Origin of the sequence: Sphingomonas beigongshangi (assembly GCF_016820445.1) — a bacterium.
GTDB lineage: Bacteria > Pseudomonadota > Alphaproteobacteria > Sphingomonadales > Sphingomonadaceae > Sphingomonas > Sphingomonas beigongshangi.
Genome location: NZ_JADHDT010000004.1, coordinates 90,654 through 104,413, shown reverse-complemented (window position 1 = coordinate 104,413; position 13,760 = coordinate 90,654). Strand labels below are relative to the sequence as shown.

The following is a 13,760-nucleotide window of genomic DNA, read 5'->3' as shown; positions in this document are numbered from 1 at the left end:
TCGGGCGTCCGGCTCGTGTTTGGTGCCCCCGAGAGGACTCGAACCTCCGACCTGCGGTTTAGGAAACCGTCGCTCTATCCGGCTGAGCTACGGGGGCAACGTCGCCGTTCCTAGGTTCGTGGCCCGCGCGGGTCAATCGCGGCTGTTGCCGGTGGACGAGCGACGTCAGTTCGCGGTCTCGGGAGGGATCACCGGGAACGGCAGCGGCATGACAGCCACGCCGTCGTCGATCAGCGCCTTGGCCTCACCCGCGGACGCCTGGCCGTGTATGGTCGCGTGCGGTTCGTCGCCATCATGCATCGCGCGGGCGCGATCGGCAAAATCTGCCCCGACCCAGGTCGAGGTGGACAGCAGCCGCGCCTGCGCCTGCGCGAGGTCGCGCAACAGCCCTTTAACCGCTTCGGCGCCGCGCGCGGCGGGCTCGGGCCGGCTGTTCGTCTTGGCCGGAATGTTTGGCGCCATGACCGCCTTGTCGACCGCCGTATCGCCACACAGCGGGCACGCGACCTGCCCCGCCGCTCGCTGGTCCGCGTAGGCGTCGCTGGACCCGAACCAGGCCTCGAACACATGCCCAGAAGCGCATCGAAGATCGAAGACGATCATGCGCGCGCGGGCCGTGGAATGGGGCGACGATGCGCCAGCACCGGGATGCGCGATCGCGCCTCGACGACGCGGGCGGAGTCGATCTCCGCGAAGCCCAGTCCGGGTGCCTCTCCCATATCAAGCACGATCTCGCCCCACGGGTCGACGACCAGCGAATGCCCGTAGGTCGCGCGACCGTCGGCGTGCGTTCCCGTCTGCGCCGCAGCGATGACGAAACAGGCATTCTCGACGGCGCGCGCACGCAGCAGGACATGCCAATGCGCCGCACCGGTCGGCCGCGTGAACGCGGCGGGCACGGCCAGCACATCGGCGCCCGCTTCCGCCATGGCCGCATAGAGTGCGCCGAAGCGCAGGTCGTAGCAGATGCTCGGCCCGAGCGGGCCGACCGGCGTGTCGACGACGAGCGTTTGCTCGCCCGCCGCGTAACTGGCCGATTCGCGCCAGCTTTCACCGGTCGGGAGATCCACGTCGAACAGATGCATCTTGTCGTAATGCGCGCGGATGGCACCCGTGGCGTCGATCACGAAGCCCCTGTTGGCCAGCCTTCCATCGGGCCGCCTGATCGCCAGCGAGCCGAGATGGACCCATATCCCATGCTGCCGGGAGGCAGACCGGACCGCGGCGAGCACGTGGTCATCCCCCTCGCCCCGGATCGAACGCGCCGCGCGCTCCCGATCGCGATCGACGAGGCCGGACATTTCGGGTGTGAAGATCATCCCCGCGCCGCCGGCCGCCGCCGCCTCGATGGCGTCGATCAGCATGCCCGCATTCGCAGCGGGATCGATCCCGCTCGTCATCTGGAAAAGCGCGATGCGCACCGATCCCTCAGCCCGCGAGCAGCGGATCGAGTCCCCCCCGCCCGTCGAGCGCGGCGAGATCGTCGGAGCCACCGATATGCGCGCCATTGATGAAGATCTGCGGCACCGTCGTGCGGCCGTTCGCGCGATCGATCATCTCGGCGCGCTTCGGCCCGCCCATGGTGATGTCATATTCAACCGGCTCGACGCCCTTGTTCGCGAGCAGGCGCAACGCACGGCTGCAATAGGGACAGAATGCCTTGGTATAGATCTCGACCTTCGCCATGGGTGAGAGGTGTGGACTGGATGGGCACTTGTCAATCGTCGGCTTCGGGCAGAACCCGCGCCCAGCACAGGATGGTGACCGATTGGGCCCCCCTCGCCAGCAGGATCCGCGTGCACGCGTCGGTCGTCGCACCGCTCGTATAGACGTCGTCCACCAAACCGATCGCCCGTCCCGCGACGCGGGCCTCGTCGGGCAGTGCGAAGGCGCCGCGCACGGTCCGTGCCCGCTCCCGGCCGCCGAGGTCGCGGAGGGGCGGCGTCGCCCGCGTTCGCACCAGGGCAAGCGGATCGTGCGGTATCCCGGTCCGCCGCGCGAGCGCGCCGCCGATCAGCGCCGCCTGATTGTAGCCCCTGCTCCACAGCCGCCACCGATGCAGCGGCACCGGGACGAGCAGGTCCAAGCCATCCGGCACGATCGGTGCCATACGTGCCGCCATCGTCACAGCGATGCCGATCCGTCCACCGTATTTTAGACGAAGCGCCATCGCGCGTGCCACGGGTCCATAGCCGACGGCCGCGCGGATGCCGGCATGGAGGGGCGGCGATGCGACGCATGCGGCGCAGCGCACACCCCCTCCCCGGTCATATGCAAAAGGCCGGTTGCATGCTGCGCACCAAGGCGGTGCCAGCAAGCGCAGTCCCGACCAACAGGCGGCGCAGAAGCGGTGATCCGCCTCCACCGGCACGGCGCATCCCGGGCAACGCGGCGGCAGCGCGAGCGCGAGCGCCGCGCCGGCCCAGCGTGCTGCGATCGCGCGTATGACCGACATAGCCGCTTGTCGCCCGCGCCCGATGTCGGCACAAGCCGCCGTCGTGACCGCCACCGACATTTTCGATCGCGCCGCCCGCCGGCGCCGCCGCGACCGCGCCGCAGCGGGTGATCCCGCCGCACACGCCTTTCTCCGCGATGCGATGATCGAAGGGTTGCTGGAGCGGCTGGACGCCGTGAAGCGACCGTTCGTGGAAGCCCTCGATATCGGCGCGAGCGACCGCTCGATGATCGTGCCCGGTGCCCGCATGGCCCGGCTGGATCCCGGTTTCGGATTCGCCCGCGCGACCGGCGGGCTGCAGGCGGACGAGGATCGCCTGCCGTTCGCCGACGGAAGCTTCGACTGCGTGGTGAGCGCCGGCGTCCTCGACCAGGTCAACGATCTGCCGGGCGCGCTGACATTGATCCGCCGCGCCTTGCGGCCGGACGGACTGTTCGTCGGCGCGTTTCTCGGCGCCGGCAGCCTGCCGGCGTTGCGGGCCGCGATGCGCGCCGCCGATGGCGATCGGCCTGCGGCGCGTCTTCACCCGCAGATCGACGTCCGTTCTGCCGGGGATCTGCTGGTACGCGCCGGATTCACGCTACCGGTCGCCGATGTCGAGACACTGGACGTGCGCTACGCGAGCTTCGGACGCCTGCTCGACGATCTGCGCGGCATGGCGGCGACCAACCTGCTCGCCAACCGCAGCCCGCTTTCCCGCGGGGCACTGGCGCGAGCCGCCGCCGCCTTCGCCGAGGCGGCGGGGCCGGACGGCCGCACGACCGAACGCTTCTCGATCATCTTCCTGACGGGCTGGGCACCCGATGAATCCCAGCCGCGCCCGGCCCGGCGCGGCAGCGCTACCGCTTCGCTCGCGCAGGCGCTGCGCGGCACGCGCGACTAGGCGCCTAGCGGATCATCCCGCCGGAGTCCCGGGCGAGCAGACGTCCCATCGCCTCGAACAGCGCGTCCATCGCCACGGGCTTGAACAGAACCTCGTCCGCCCCTGCCTCGAGGCAGCGCTCGCGCAGGTCCAGCGCCGTATCGGCGGTGATGACGACGATCGGCACCACGGCCCGCTCGTCCTCGCGCGCGCGGATGTGGCGGATCGCGGTGATGCCGTCCATGCCCGGCATGCGAAGGTCCACCAGCAACATATCGTAGGGCTGGACCGCCAGTTTCGCGAGCCCTTCCTCCGCGCTTTCCGCCTCGTCCATCGTCGCACCCGCCACGTCCAGCATATCGCGTACGACACGGCGATTCATCCGGTCGTCTTCGATGAAGAGGACGTTCATGGCCGTTTTTCAGGCCCGCTGGGCGTCACCGACGAAGGCATATTCGCGCGTCTACGCCTCATGCTGCCTTGGAGACAAGCGGCAGATCGCCGGATGTGAAAAGTTGTGCAACCAAGGCCATCCCGCTGATCGGCTTGGCAATTACTGACACACCATTTGCCGCGGAAAGAATATCCGGCGGTGCGAGCAATGCAAGGGGCCGATCGCCGGCCGCAAGCCGGAGCCGCTCGAGACTTGCCGCCATGACGTCAGCCTCCCCCAGCACGGATATGTCGACCAGCAGGCGCGCGACGGGCCCCGCCGCCAGTCGTTCGAGGGCCTCGTCCACGCTCGCCGCCATGGCCACGTCGGCCACGTGCGGCGCGACGATCGAGCGCAACATGGCACGCGAGATCGGCCCCCGATCCACCACCAGCATCGCGGCCGGACCGTGGCGGATCGCATCGGCGTCCGCGTCCTCCGCCTTCGTCAGCGGCAGGTCGAGAATGAAGCGGGATCCGACGCCCGGCTCGCTCTCCACCGACACGTCGCCCTGCATCGCGCGGGCGAGGTTCCGGCAGATGGCAAGGCCAAGCCCCGTCCCGCCGAAGCGGCGCGTCGTGCTCGTGTCCGCCTGTTGGAAGGATTCGAAAATCTGGTCGCGCTTGTCGGCTGCAATGCCGATGCCCGTGTCCGCCACGATGATGCGGAGGCGATCGCCGACGGCGACGGCATGAAGCGATATGCGTCCCTCGGCGGTGAACTTCAGCGCGTTCGACATGAGGTTGAACACGATCTGGCGCACCCGCGCGACGTCGCCGACGATCCGGACGGGCGCGTCGCCCAGGTCACGCTCGAAGGCGATCCCCTTCGCGCGCGCCTGTTCCTCCCACATGCGGCTCGCCTCGATCAGCATCGCGGCGAGGTCGAACGGCACGGCCTCGATGGTCAGGTTGCCGGTCTCCATCTTCGCGACGTCGAGGATATCGTCGACCAGCGCGCGCATCGTCGTGCCCGCGCCATGGACGACCGCGACGCGCTCGCGCACATGACCCGGCAATGCGGGATCGGCGAGCATGACCTGCGTCATGCCGAGAATACCATTGAGCGGCGTACGGATTTCGTGGCTGGTGGTAGCCAGAAACTCCGTCTTGGCGGCCAGCGCCCTGCCCAGCGCACGGTTGCTCCGGGCAAGGTCGGCCGCGGCGGCCCGCGCCTGGTTGCGGCTGCGCCGGATGGTGAACAGGCCGATCGCAAGCATCGCGATCAGGAGCGCGGTGGCAGCCGCGGCCCCGATGAAGATCGTCTGCTGCGTCCGCGCACGCGCCTGAGCGAAGGCGACGTTCCGCCGCGCTTCGTCGCGCTGGAGATTGGCGATCCGCAGTTCCTGGTTCGCGAAATCGAAGCGCGCCGCCATCAGCGCGGCATTCGTGGATCGCGCCAGGTCGGTCGCTTCGTCGTCGAGCCGCTTGAGCGCGCTCAGGTGGGCAAGCGCACGGTCGTCGCGCCCGACGGCGCGATAGACGTCATAGGCGGTCTTCAACGCCGGCCGGTCGAGGACGGTCGTCCGCGCGAGATCCTGCCCCGCGAAGCGTTGCTCGATCAACCGCTCCGCCGCCGAAGGATCGCCTCGCTGCAACGCGGCCTGTGCCGCCAGTGCCTCGAGCGAGTCGAGCAAGGAGCGAAAGGCCGCGGCTTCCGGCTGCTTGGCGAGCCGCAGGCCCTCGTCGATATTGCGCTGCGCCCCCGCCACGTTGCCGGCCGCAAGCTGTGTCTCGGCGATGTTGCCCAGCACGGTCGCGCGCAGCATCGGGCTTTGCATCGAGTCGGCCAGGTTCAAGGCTTCGCGAAACTGCTGCTCCGCCTCGCGGTAGCGCCGCAGTTCGCGCAGGGCATTGCCGCGGTTGTTGTAGATGGACAGCAACAGGTTCGGGTCGGCCTTGTAGGCCGCAATAGCCTGATCATAATATTTCAGCGCATTGTTGAAGTCTCGCGCGCTGCTGTAGAGCGCACCGATGGACTGAAGCGCCTTGGACTGGCTGCGCACTTCGCCAAGCGTGACGAACAACGCATGCGCCTGCTGATAATCGACGAGCGCTTTGGCGACATTCGCTTCGGCGGTGTTGATCCAGCCGTCCGAAAGGAGGAGGTCGGCTTGAAGCTTCGACTTTGGCGAAAGGCGCGTTGCAATCGCCAAAGCCTGGGCGATGAGAGGCTTGGCGGCAGCACCTTTGTTAAGCCGTAGCAGTGCTTCGCCGCGAAGCCACAATGCCGTGGCTCGCATGATTTCCCGTTGCGCCGACGAGGGTCGCGTGTCGGCAAAGCGTTCCGCATCTTTCGCCTTAACGATCGCGACATTGGGATCGGCGAGCATGGCAGCTCTTGCTTCGGCGATCAGTTCGTCGAAATGTTCAGACGATGCGGCTGCTGCGACGGGCTGCGCGACGAAAAGGATCGCGATGCAAAGACAGCGCAGCGTGCTGCGGGTCACCTGCATCCTATGCCTCACGCCTGACCGAATTCAGTCCCCCGAACATGGTCAGCGGATCAGGTCCGGGCCGGCGATGCGCCCCCTCGTTCAGATAGGTGACGAGGGCATCGAGGGGTACGGGGCGGCTGATGAGATAGCCCTGCACCATGTCGCAGCCCATGACCGTCAGCAGCGCCAGCGCGGCGTGCGTCTCGACGCCCTCCGCCACCACTTCCATTTCCAGCGCATGGGCCAGGTCGATCGTCGACCGAACGATCAGCGGATCGCGGTTGGAACTTGTCAGCTGCGTCACGAACAACTTGTCGATCTTCAGCTCGCGTGCGGGCAGCTGCTTGAGATAGGCGAGCGACGACAAGCCCGCGCCATAATCGTCGATCGCGATCGTGATGCCGAAATCCGCGAAGCGCTGCAGGTTCGCGATGGCGCTTTCCGGATCGCGGATCACCGAGGTTTCGGTGATCTCGAAGCCGAGCTTCGCGTCGCTCGCACCGACGAGACGGCAGGCTTCCTCCACGAAGGCGGCGTCGCCCAGCAGTTGACCCGATATGTTGATGAACAGGCGGAGCGCATGTCCCCGCGCGGCCAGGGTCGCCTGATCGTCGATCACCCGGCGAATCGTCCAGAGCGTCATGCGGTCGATCAGCTGGCATTGTTCCGCGACCGGGACGAAGTCGCCCGGCATGACCAGACCGCGCTCGGGGTGCCGCCAGCGAATAAGCGCTTCGGCACTGGTGATTTCCTGCCGCCGGACGTGGACCTTGGGCTGATACATCAGCATCAGTTCGTCCGCGTCGATGGCGTGATCGAGCTCACGCGCGATGCGGACGATGTCGCCCTGCGCGCGGGGCGCAACGTCGTGACGCACCGCGCGATAGGCGGTCCGCGCCTCCGCCAGTGCGGCCTCGGCCTGCTCGACCAGCGCGACGTCGTCGACGCAGGTCGGACCGCTGGCGGCACCGAAGGTCAGCTCGATCCGCACGGACATTTCGTCGATGATGAAGTGGCGGACGAAGCCCGCTTCGATCGCCGCGATACGACGATCGCAGTCCGCGACATCGCTGACCCGGAATTGGCACATCACGAGCGATGGCCCCACCTTCGCTACGCTCGCGGTCGGCAGGAGCCGACCGAGACGTTCCGCCGCGAGACCCGCCAGCAGATCGGCTCGGATACAGCCCAGGCGCCGGCGCAGCGCGCCGAAATTGGCGAGCTCGACCAGCAGGTGACAGTGGATCGCGTCACGCTCCGTGGTGACGGAGGATTCGACGGGTCCGACCGGGGCGACGAGGCGCTCTGCAGGGATCATCACCCTCCCGCCCTATGCGCCGCCCCCTAAGATAGCGTTAATCAAGGAAAGACGCAGCGGATTGTAAAATGGTAAATCTTCCATTAACTATCGTGGTGCGGCCTCTGGTCGCACCATAAGGGAGAAAAACCATGCTGGCGCTCATCATCAAGGCGGTCATCGGGATCGATATCAAGCCCTGGTAATCGTATAGATCGGCCCGGGACCCCCTCATCGGGCGCCCGGGCCGGTTGTCTGGAATTCTGCAATACCGCCAGGTCGGCCGTCAGTGCCGAGCAACTTCCGGCTGGTCCTCCGACTGGTCCCAGCCGCCCCCCAGCGCCTTCGCCAACGCCACCGTCTGCTGGCGTAGCTGCGCATCGCTCATCGCCACCTGTTCCCGCGCCGACAGCAATTGCGCTTCGGTATTCAGCACGGCGTCCTGCGCGACGAAGCCGCTCTGATATTGTGCGGATGTCGCCCGCACGCTGGCCTCCGCATCCGCCACCGCGCGTGTCAGGACAACACGCCGGCTACGCTCCGCGTCGATGGCGACCAAGGCGTCCTCGACGTCGCGCAAGGCCTGCAGCACGGTCTGCCGATATTGCAGATAGGCCTGCTCCCGCGCCTCCTTGCGGATGCCCACGGTCGCCTTGCGGCGGCCCCAATCGAGCAGCGGGAATTGTGCGGCGCCCGTGCCGGTCAACTGGAGGCTGTCGCCGCTGAAGAGGTTGGAGAGCGCGGTCGAGATCAGCTGCGCCATGCCGGTCAGGCTGAACCGCGGGTAGAGATCGGCCACCGCCACGCCGATGTCCGCCGTCGCGGCCGCGAGATTGCGCTCTGCCGCGCGGACGTCGGGCCGCCGTCGCAACAGGTCGGACGGAAGCCCGGCAGGAATCGCCGGCACGGGTGGCAGCGCCGCCGGGATCGGCGCCGCCAGTGCGGCATCGAGCGATCCTGGCGACTGGCCGAGCAGTAGCGCGAGGGCGTGGCGGCGCACCGCGATATCCGCCCGGATCGGTAGCAGCCGCGCCTCCGTGCTCGTGATCGTCCCTCGCTGGCGGGTGACGTCGATCGGCGGCACCAGTCCGACGCGTGCGACATCGCCGGCAATCTTCAGCGCGCCGCGTTGCCGTGCAAGCTCGGCCTCGACGATCGCGATCTGCTGCTCGTCGAAGCGGAGCGCAAAATAGGCCTGGGCCACCTCGCCCGCGATCATCGTGGCGGCGTCGCGCCGGCTCCACTCCGCGGCTACCGTCCGTGCGACGGCGCCCTGCACCTGTCGGCGGACACCCCCGAACACGTCGAGTTCCCAGCTCGCGTCGAAGCCGGCCGCATAGGTCGTGATGCCGCTGCCCGGCAAGGCGATGCCACCGCTCGATCCCGAACCGGCACCGGAGCTGCCGCCGCCACCGGCGCCGCCGCCCGACTGGCCCCCGAACAGCCGCGCGAGCGAGGAGAAGCCCGCGTTCTTGCTGAACTCGACATGCGTCACGTTGGCGCTGGCATTGACCTGCGGCAGGCCCTGCGCGCGGGCGGCGATCTCCTGCAATCGCGCGGCGCGCACGCGGGACGCAGCGATCGCGATGTCGGGCGAGTCCTTGAGCGCGCGCGCGATCAGGCTGTCCAGCCGCGGATCGCCAAACGCGCGCCACCATTGCGACAAGTCCATGGTACTGGCAGCCGCCTGCGGTCCGACGAACGCATTCGGCACCTCCGCTTTGGGTGGCGTATAGTCGGGCCCGACGGTGCAGCCGCCGAGCAGCGCCGCGAGCGCGATCGAGGTCGACCGGCGCATCAATGTCCTCCCTGCGGGGCCTGGCCCGTCTTGTTGGCACGCATGAACAGCACCAGCGGCGCGACCACGAGCACGACGATCATCAGCGTGCGGAACACGTCGAGGAAGGCGAGCATCGAAGCCTGTCGCTGGACCTGGCTGTACAGGACGGCGAGCGGCGTGGTGGACGGATCGCCCTGGCCCGCGAAGGCCTTGCCGGCGGTGGCCAGCCACTGGTTGTAATTGGGGTCGAGGGGGTTGAGCGGCTGGACCAGCTCGCTCTGATGTTTCTGCAAGCCGTTGGACAACAGGGTCTGGGACAGGCTGATGCCGATCGTCCCGCCAAGATTGCGCGCGACGTTCAACAGGCTGGACGCCTGCGCGGTCTGGTTCTGCCGAAGGCCGACATAGGCGATCGCGTTGATCGGCACGAAGAGGAACGGCAGCGCCATGGCCTGGTAGAGGCGGGCGGTGGCGGCGTCCCAGAAGGTGATGTCGGCGGTCAGATGCGACATGTTCCACAGCGCCGCCGCCTGCACGATCAGCGCGGGAAACAACAAAAAGCGCACGTCGACGACGCCCGCGAGCCTGCCCGCGAAGGGAACGGCGACCAATGTGGCAAGACCACCCGCGGTCAGCGCGAGGCCGGCGTCGAGCGAGGAATAGCCGAGCACCTGTTGCAGCATCTGCGGAATGAGCTGCGTCGTGCCGAACAGGATCATGCCGGTGATCGCCATGACGCCGATCGTCAGCGCGAAGTTGCGGTTCTTGAGCAGGCGCAGGTCGACGACCGGATCGTCGTGGTTGAGCTCCCACACGATGAGCGAGATCAGCGCGGTCGCCGATATGATGGCCGAGCCCAGGATCAGCGGGCTCGAGAACCAGTCCTCCCGCTCGCCACGGTCGAAGGTGATTTCCAGGAAACCGAGCCCGAGGGCGACCAGCGCCACACCGACATAGTCGATGCGCAGGCCGTTCTTGAACTTCTCCTTGCGGTCCTTCTGCACCTGTTCGGGCTCGTCGACGAACACCTCGACCAGGAACCAGGCGGCGATGCCGACGGGCACGTTGATCAGGAACACCCAGTGCCAGGTCGAATATTCGACGATATAGCCGCCCAACGTGGGTCCCAGGACCGGACCGACCACGACGACGATCGCGAAGGCGGCGAAGGCCATGCCTCGCTTGGCGGGCGGAAACGTGTCGGCGAGGATCGACTGCTCCACGGGCGCAAGGCCGCCGCCGCCGACCCCCTGCAACACGCGCGCCAGCACCAGCGTCGACAGGTTCGGGGCAAGGCCGCACAGCAGCGACGACAGCGTGAACAATGCGATCGAGATGAGGAAATAGCGCTTGCGTCCGATCGCGTCGGACAGCCAGCCCGAGATCGGGATGATGATCGCATTGGCGACGAGGTAGCTGGTGAGCACCCAGGTCGCCTGGTCGTTGGATACCGACAGGCCCCCGGCGATATGGTCGAGCGCGACGTTCGCGATCGACGTGTCGAGCACTTCCATGAACGTCGGGATCGAGATGATCGCGACGATCAGCCACGGGGAATAGCGTCCGGCGGCGGAGCGGCTGGGGCTCCATTCGCCCGCACCGCCGCCCCCCTTGCTCTTGCCCCCGCCCTTCGCGGTGCCCGTCTTGGCCACGCTCAGCGAACCTTGACGGTCGGCACCACCGACATGCCCGGCCCGATCGGGTAACGGCGCGGATCCGGATGGCCATTGGACACGTCGAACAGGATGCGCACGGGGACGCGCTGCACGACCTTGACGTAATTGCCGGTGGCGTTCTGTGGCGGCAGCAGCGCGAAGGCCTGGCCCGCGCCGCGCTGGATCGAATCGACCCGGCCGACGAACTTGACGTCAGGATAGGCGTCGACCTTGATCGTCACCGGCTGACCGATGCGCATCAGCGTCAGCTGCGTTTCCTTGAAATTGGCGGTAACCCACATCCGGTCGGGGACGATCGCCAGCAGCTGCGACCCCGCCTGGACGTAGGAGCCGAGATTGACCTGACGGTTCACCACCTGTCCCGGGACGGGCGCCCTGATCTGCAGATCGCCGAGCGTCGTGTTCGCCTGCGACACCTGCGCCTGTCGCGCCCCGACGACCGCTTCGGCCGACTTGACCTGACGGGTGGCGACGGTGACCTGCGCCTCCGCCGCCGCGACCTGGCGGCGTGCGGCCGCGGCGTCGGCTGCCGTGGCCCGCGCCTGGGTGCGCGCCTGATCGATTTGCTGGCCCGCGACCGCATTGGGATCGAGGCGGAGCAGTGTCTCGTATCGGGACAGATCGGCCTGCGCCTTCTGCGCCTGCGCCAGGGGCACGCGCGCTGCGGCGGCGGCCTGCTCGCGATTGGCGATCGCGGCGGACACCTGCGCGAGTGCCTGCTGCACCTGCGCCTGCGCCTGCACGACATTGGCGCGCGCCTCCGCCGCCTGCGCCTCCGGACCCGACGGCTCGATCACCGCCAGCAGGCGACCGGCCTCCACGTGCCGATTGTCGAGATTGGCGACCTGGACGAGCCGTCCCGGCGACTGGGCGGAGATGCGCACGATGTGCGTGTCGACGAAGGCGTCGTCCGTGCTCTCGAACTGGCGAGCATGGAGGTAATAGAGCGTGCCCCCGATCACGAGCGCCGAGACGACGACGATCAGGATGATCCAGAACAGCGGCTTCTTGAAGATCGAAGGCTTCTTCTTTTCGTCGCCGTCCTGCGCATCCTCTTCGTCGGAATCGCCGTCTTCGGACCCGCCATCGCCCGAACCGCTGTCGTCGTCCTTGTCTTCGTCCTCGCTCTTACGCTCGCGAGAGCCGTGCGCCTTGCCCTCGTCTTCGCGCCGCGCGTCCGAGGTATCGGACTGCGCCTCGTCGCGCGGTTCGTTTTCGCTCATGCCGGCCCCTTTTGACCCCCGCGGTTTTGTTGCCCGCGTGTTAACATGCGCTAAGACGCAGGAGCACCCGAAAAGTGCCGCGGAGCCGCTTCACGCCGCACGCGCATCGCCGGCGGGCACCGGATTGGAGAATTCCAGTTCGTCGTCCACCGACCCGAAGCGCAGCGCCACCACGTCGAGCGCATAATTCTGATTGAGCCGCCATGGCTTGCGCGTGCCCTGCTTGGGCAGGAAATGCGCGGCCCGCGCGACATAGCCCGATGTGAAGTCGACGAAGGGGGCACGGGCCATCGCGGGGTCGGCGATCCGCGGGGTCGCCTGGCGCAGGCCGCGGCGCTTCATCGTGTTGAGCAGCCGACAGACGTAATTGGCCACGAGATCGGCCTTCAGCGTCCAGGACGCATTGGTATAGCCGAAGGTATAGGCAAGGTTCGGCACGTCGGAAAACATCATGCCCTTGTACTGGACCGCCTTCGACAGATCGATCGGTCGCCCGTCGAGCGAGAAGACCACGTCGCTCAGCAGTTGCAACTGCAGCCCGGTAGCCGTGACGACGATATCGGCCGACAGCGTCTCGCCCGACGACAGGCGAATGCCGTCCGCGACGAAACGGTCGATCGTCCCGGTGACGACGGAGGCGCGCCCCTGCTTGATCGCCTCGAACAGATCGGCGTCGGGAACCAGACACAGCCGCTGGTCCCAGGGATTGTAGCGCGGCGTGAAATGGGTACCCACATCATAATCGGGTCCCAGATGATCGCGCACCATGCCGATCAGCCGCTGCTTGAACTTCTCGGGCCGCTTTCGCGCGATCCGATAGAAGAGCATGCCGAGCAGGACGTTCTTCCACCGCGTGATGCCATAGGCCGCCTTGCGCGGTAGCCGCGCGCGGAGCCAGTTGGCGACGGCATCCTGTGCCGGCCGCGACACCACGTAAGTGGGCGAACGCTGCAGCATCGTCACCTGCGCCGCTGTCTTCGCCATCTCCGGCACCAGCGTCACCGCCGTCGCGCCGCTGCCGATCACGACGACACGCTTGCCGGCATAATCAAGGTCTTCCGGCCAGAATTGCGGATGCACCATTGTGCCCGCGAAGCTTTCCTGATCCGGGAAATCGGGCGCATACCCGCGTGCATAATCATAATAGCCCGAGCACATGCACAGGAAGTCGCAGGTGATCGTCACGGGCTGCCCGTCGGGTCCCGTCGCCTCCACCGTCCAGCGGGCATCCGGCGTCGACCAGGACGCCGAACGCACGTGATGGCGGTAGCGGATGTTCCGGTCGATCCCATGCTCGCGCGCGGTCGCCTCGATATAGCGGCGGATCGATGGGCCGTCGGCGATCGCCTTGGCCTCCGTCCACGGCTGGAACGCAAAGCCGAGGGTGTGCATGTCGCTGTCGGAGCGGATGCCGGGATAGCGGAACAGGTCCCAGGTGCCGCCCATCGCCGCCCGTCCCTCCAGGATGACGTAGCGACGATCGGGACAGCGCCGTTGCAGGTGATAGGCCTGGCCGACGCCGGACAGGCCGGCACCGACGATCACGACATCGACATGCTCCGCCATACGCCTAACCCTCTCGCTGACACTTTTGTCA

The 13,760-nt window shown here is 67.5% G+C and carries 12 protein-coding genes, 1 tRNA gene and 1 pseudogene; 1 reads left to right on the top strand and 13 read right to left on the bottom strand.

Annotated features, from left to right (window positions below; genetic code table 11):
- Positions 1-20: 20 nt before the first annotated feature.
- The 6 genes and pseudogenes from IQ292_RS08300 to IQ292_RS17900 all read right to left on the bottom strand — a co-directional run.
- A tRNA-Arg gene (locus IQ292_RS08300) sits at positions 21-97 on the bottom strand.
- 68 nt (positions 98-165) lie between these two features.
- The gene (locus IQ292_RS08295) at positions 166-603 is read right to left on the bottom strand and encodes a DUF1178 family protein (protein WP_203309858.1); all 438 of its coding nucleotides are present in this window, start codon (positions 601-603) and stop codon (positions 166-168) included.
- Positions 600-1,421 carry a nitrilase-related carbon-nitrogen hydrolase gene (locus IQ292_RS08290; protein WP_203309857.1) on the bottom strand — a complete coding sequence of 274 codons (822 nt, stop codon included), beginning with the start codon at positions 1,419-1,421 and terminating at the stop codon, positions 600-602. Before IQ292_RS08290 ends, IQ292_RS08295 begins: the two co-directional genes overlap by 4 nt.
- 7 nt (positions 1,422-1,428) lie before the next feature.
- Entirely contained in the window at positions 1,429-1,686 is a 258-nt protein-coding gene (gene grxC, locus IQ292_RS08285) for a glutaredoxin 3 (RefSeq protein ID WP_203309856.1), read from the bottom strand.
- Between the two features lie 31 nt (positions 1,687-1,717).
- Positions 1,718-2,170: a ComF family protein gene (locus IQ292_RS17905; RefSeq protein ID WP_420853672.1), complete on the bottom strand. Its 453-nt coding sequence runs from the start codon at positions 2,168-2,170 to the stop codon at positions 1,718-1,720.
- A gap of 126 nt (positions 2,171-2,296) precedes the next feature.
- Positions 2,297-2,455: pseudogene (locus IQ292_RS17900) on the bottom strand (double zinc ribbon domain-containing protein); the annotation flags it as partial.
- Between the two features lie 22 nt (positions 2,456-2,477).
- Here IQ292_RS17900 and IQ292_RS08275 point away from each other — a divergent pair.
- Positions 2,478-3,338 carry a methyltransferase domain-containing protein gene (locus tag IQ292_RS08275; protein WP_203309854.1) on the top strand — a complete coding sequence of 287 codons (861 nt, stop codon included), beginning with the start codon at positions 2,478-2,480 and terminating at the stop codon, positions 3,336-3,338.
- A gap of 4 nt (positions 3,339-3,342) precedes the next feature.
- Here the strand turns inward: IQ292_RS08275 and IQ292_RS08270 are convergent, their stop codons facing one another.
- From IQ292_RS08270 to IQ292_RS08240, 7 genes are all read right to left on the bottom strand, one after another.
- Positions 3,343-3,729, bottom strand: coding sequence for a response regulator (locus tag IQ292_RS08270; protein WP_203309853.1), 387 nt, complete (start codon positions 3,727-3,729; stop codon positions 3,343-3,345).
- A gap of 58 nt (positions 3,730-3,787) precedes the next feature.
- Positions 3,788-6,205 (bottom strand): ATP-binding protein, encoded by a 2,418-nt coding sequence (locus IQ292_RS08265; protein ID WP_203309852.1) that lies wholly within the window; start codon positions 6,203-6,205, stop codon positions 3,788-3,790.
- Position 6,206: 1 nt separating this feature from the next.
- Positions 6,207-7,505, bottom strand: coding sequence for an EAL domain-containing protein (locus tag IQ292_RS08260; RefSeq protein WP_203309851.1), 1,299 nt, complete (start codon positions 7,503-7,505; stop codon positions 6,207-6,209).
- A 265-nt stretch (positions 7,506-7,770) separates the two neighbouring features.
- Complete coding sequence (locus IQ292_RS08255) at positions 7,771-9,282, bottom strand: efflux transporter outer membrane subunit (protein WP_203309850.1); 1,512 nt, start codon at positions 9,280-9,282, stop codon at positions 7,771-7,773.
- Positions 9,282-10,916 (bottom strand): DHA2 family efflux MFS transporter permease subunit, encoded by a 1,635-nt coding sequence (locus IQ292_RS08250; RefSeq protein ID WP_287978169.1) that lies wholly within the window; start codon positions 10,914-10,916, stop codon positions 9,282-9,284. Before IQ292_RS08250 ends, IQ292_RS08255 begins: the two co-directional genes overlap by 1 nt.
- A 2-nt stretch (positions 10,917-10,918) precedes the next feature.
- Positions 10,919-12,163, bottom strand: a complete 1,245-nt coding sequence (locus IQ292_RS08245) for an HlyD family secretion protein (protein ID WP_203309849.1) — start codon at positions 12,161-12,163, stop codon at positions 10,919-10,921.
- Between the two features lie 90 nt (positions 12,164-12,253).
- Positions 12,254-13,729, bottom strand: a complete 1,476-nt coding sequence (locus IQ292_RS08240; protein ID WP_203309848.1) for a flavin-containing monooxygenase — start codon at positions 13,727-13,729, stop codon at positions 12,254-12,256.
- Between the last annotated feature and the right edge of the window lie 31 nt (positions 13,730-13,760).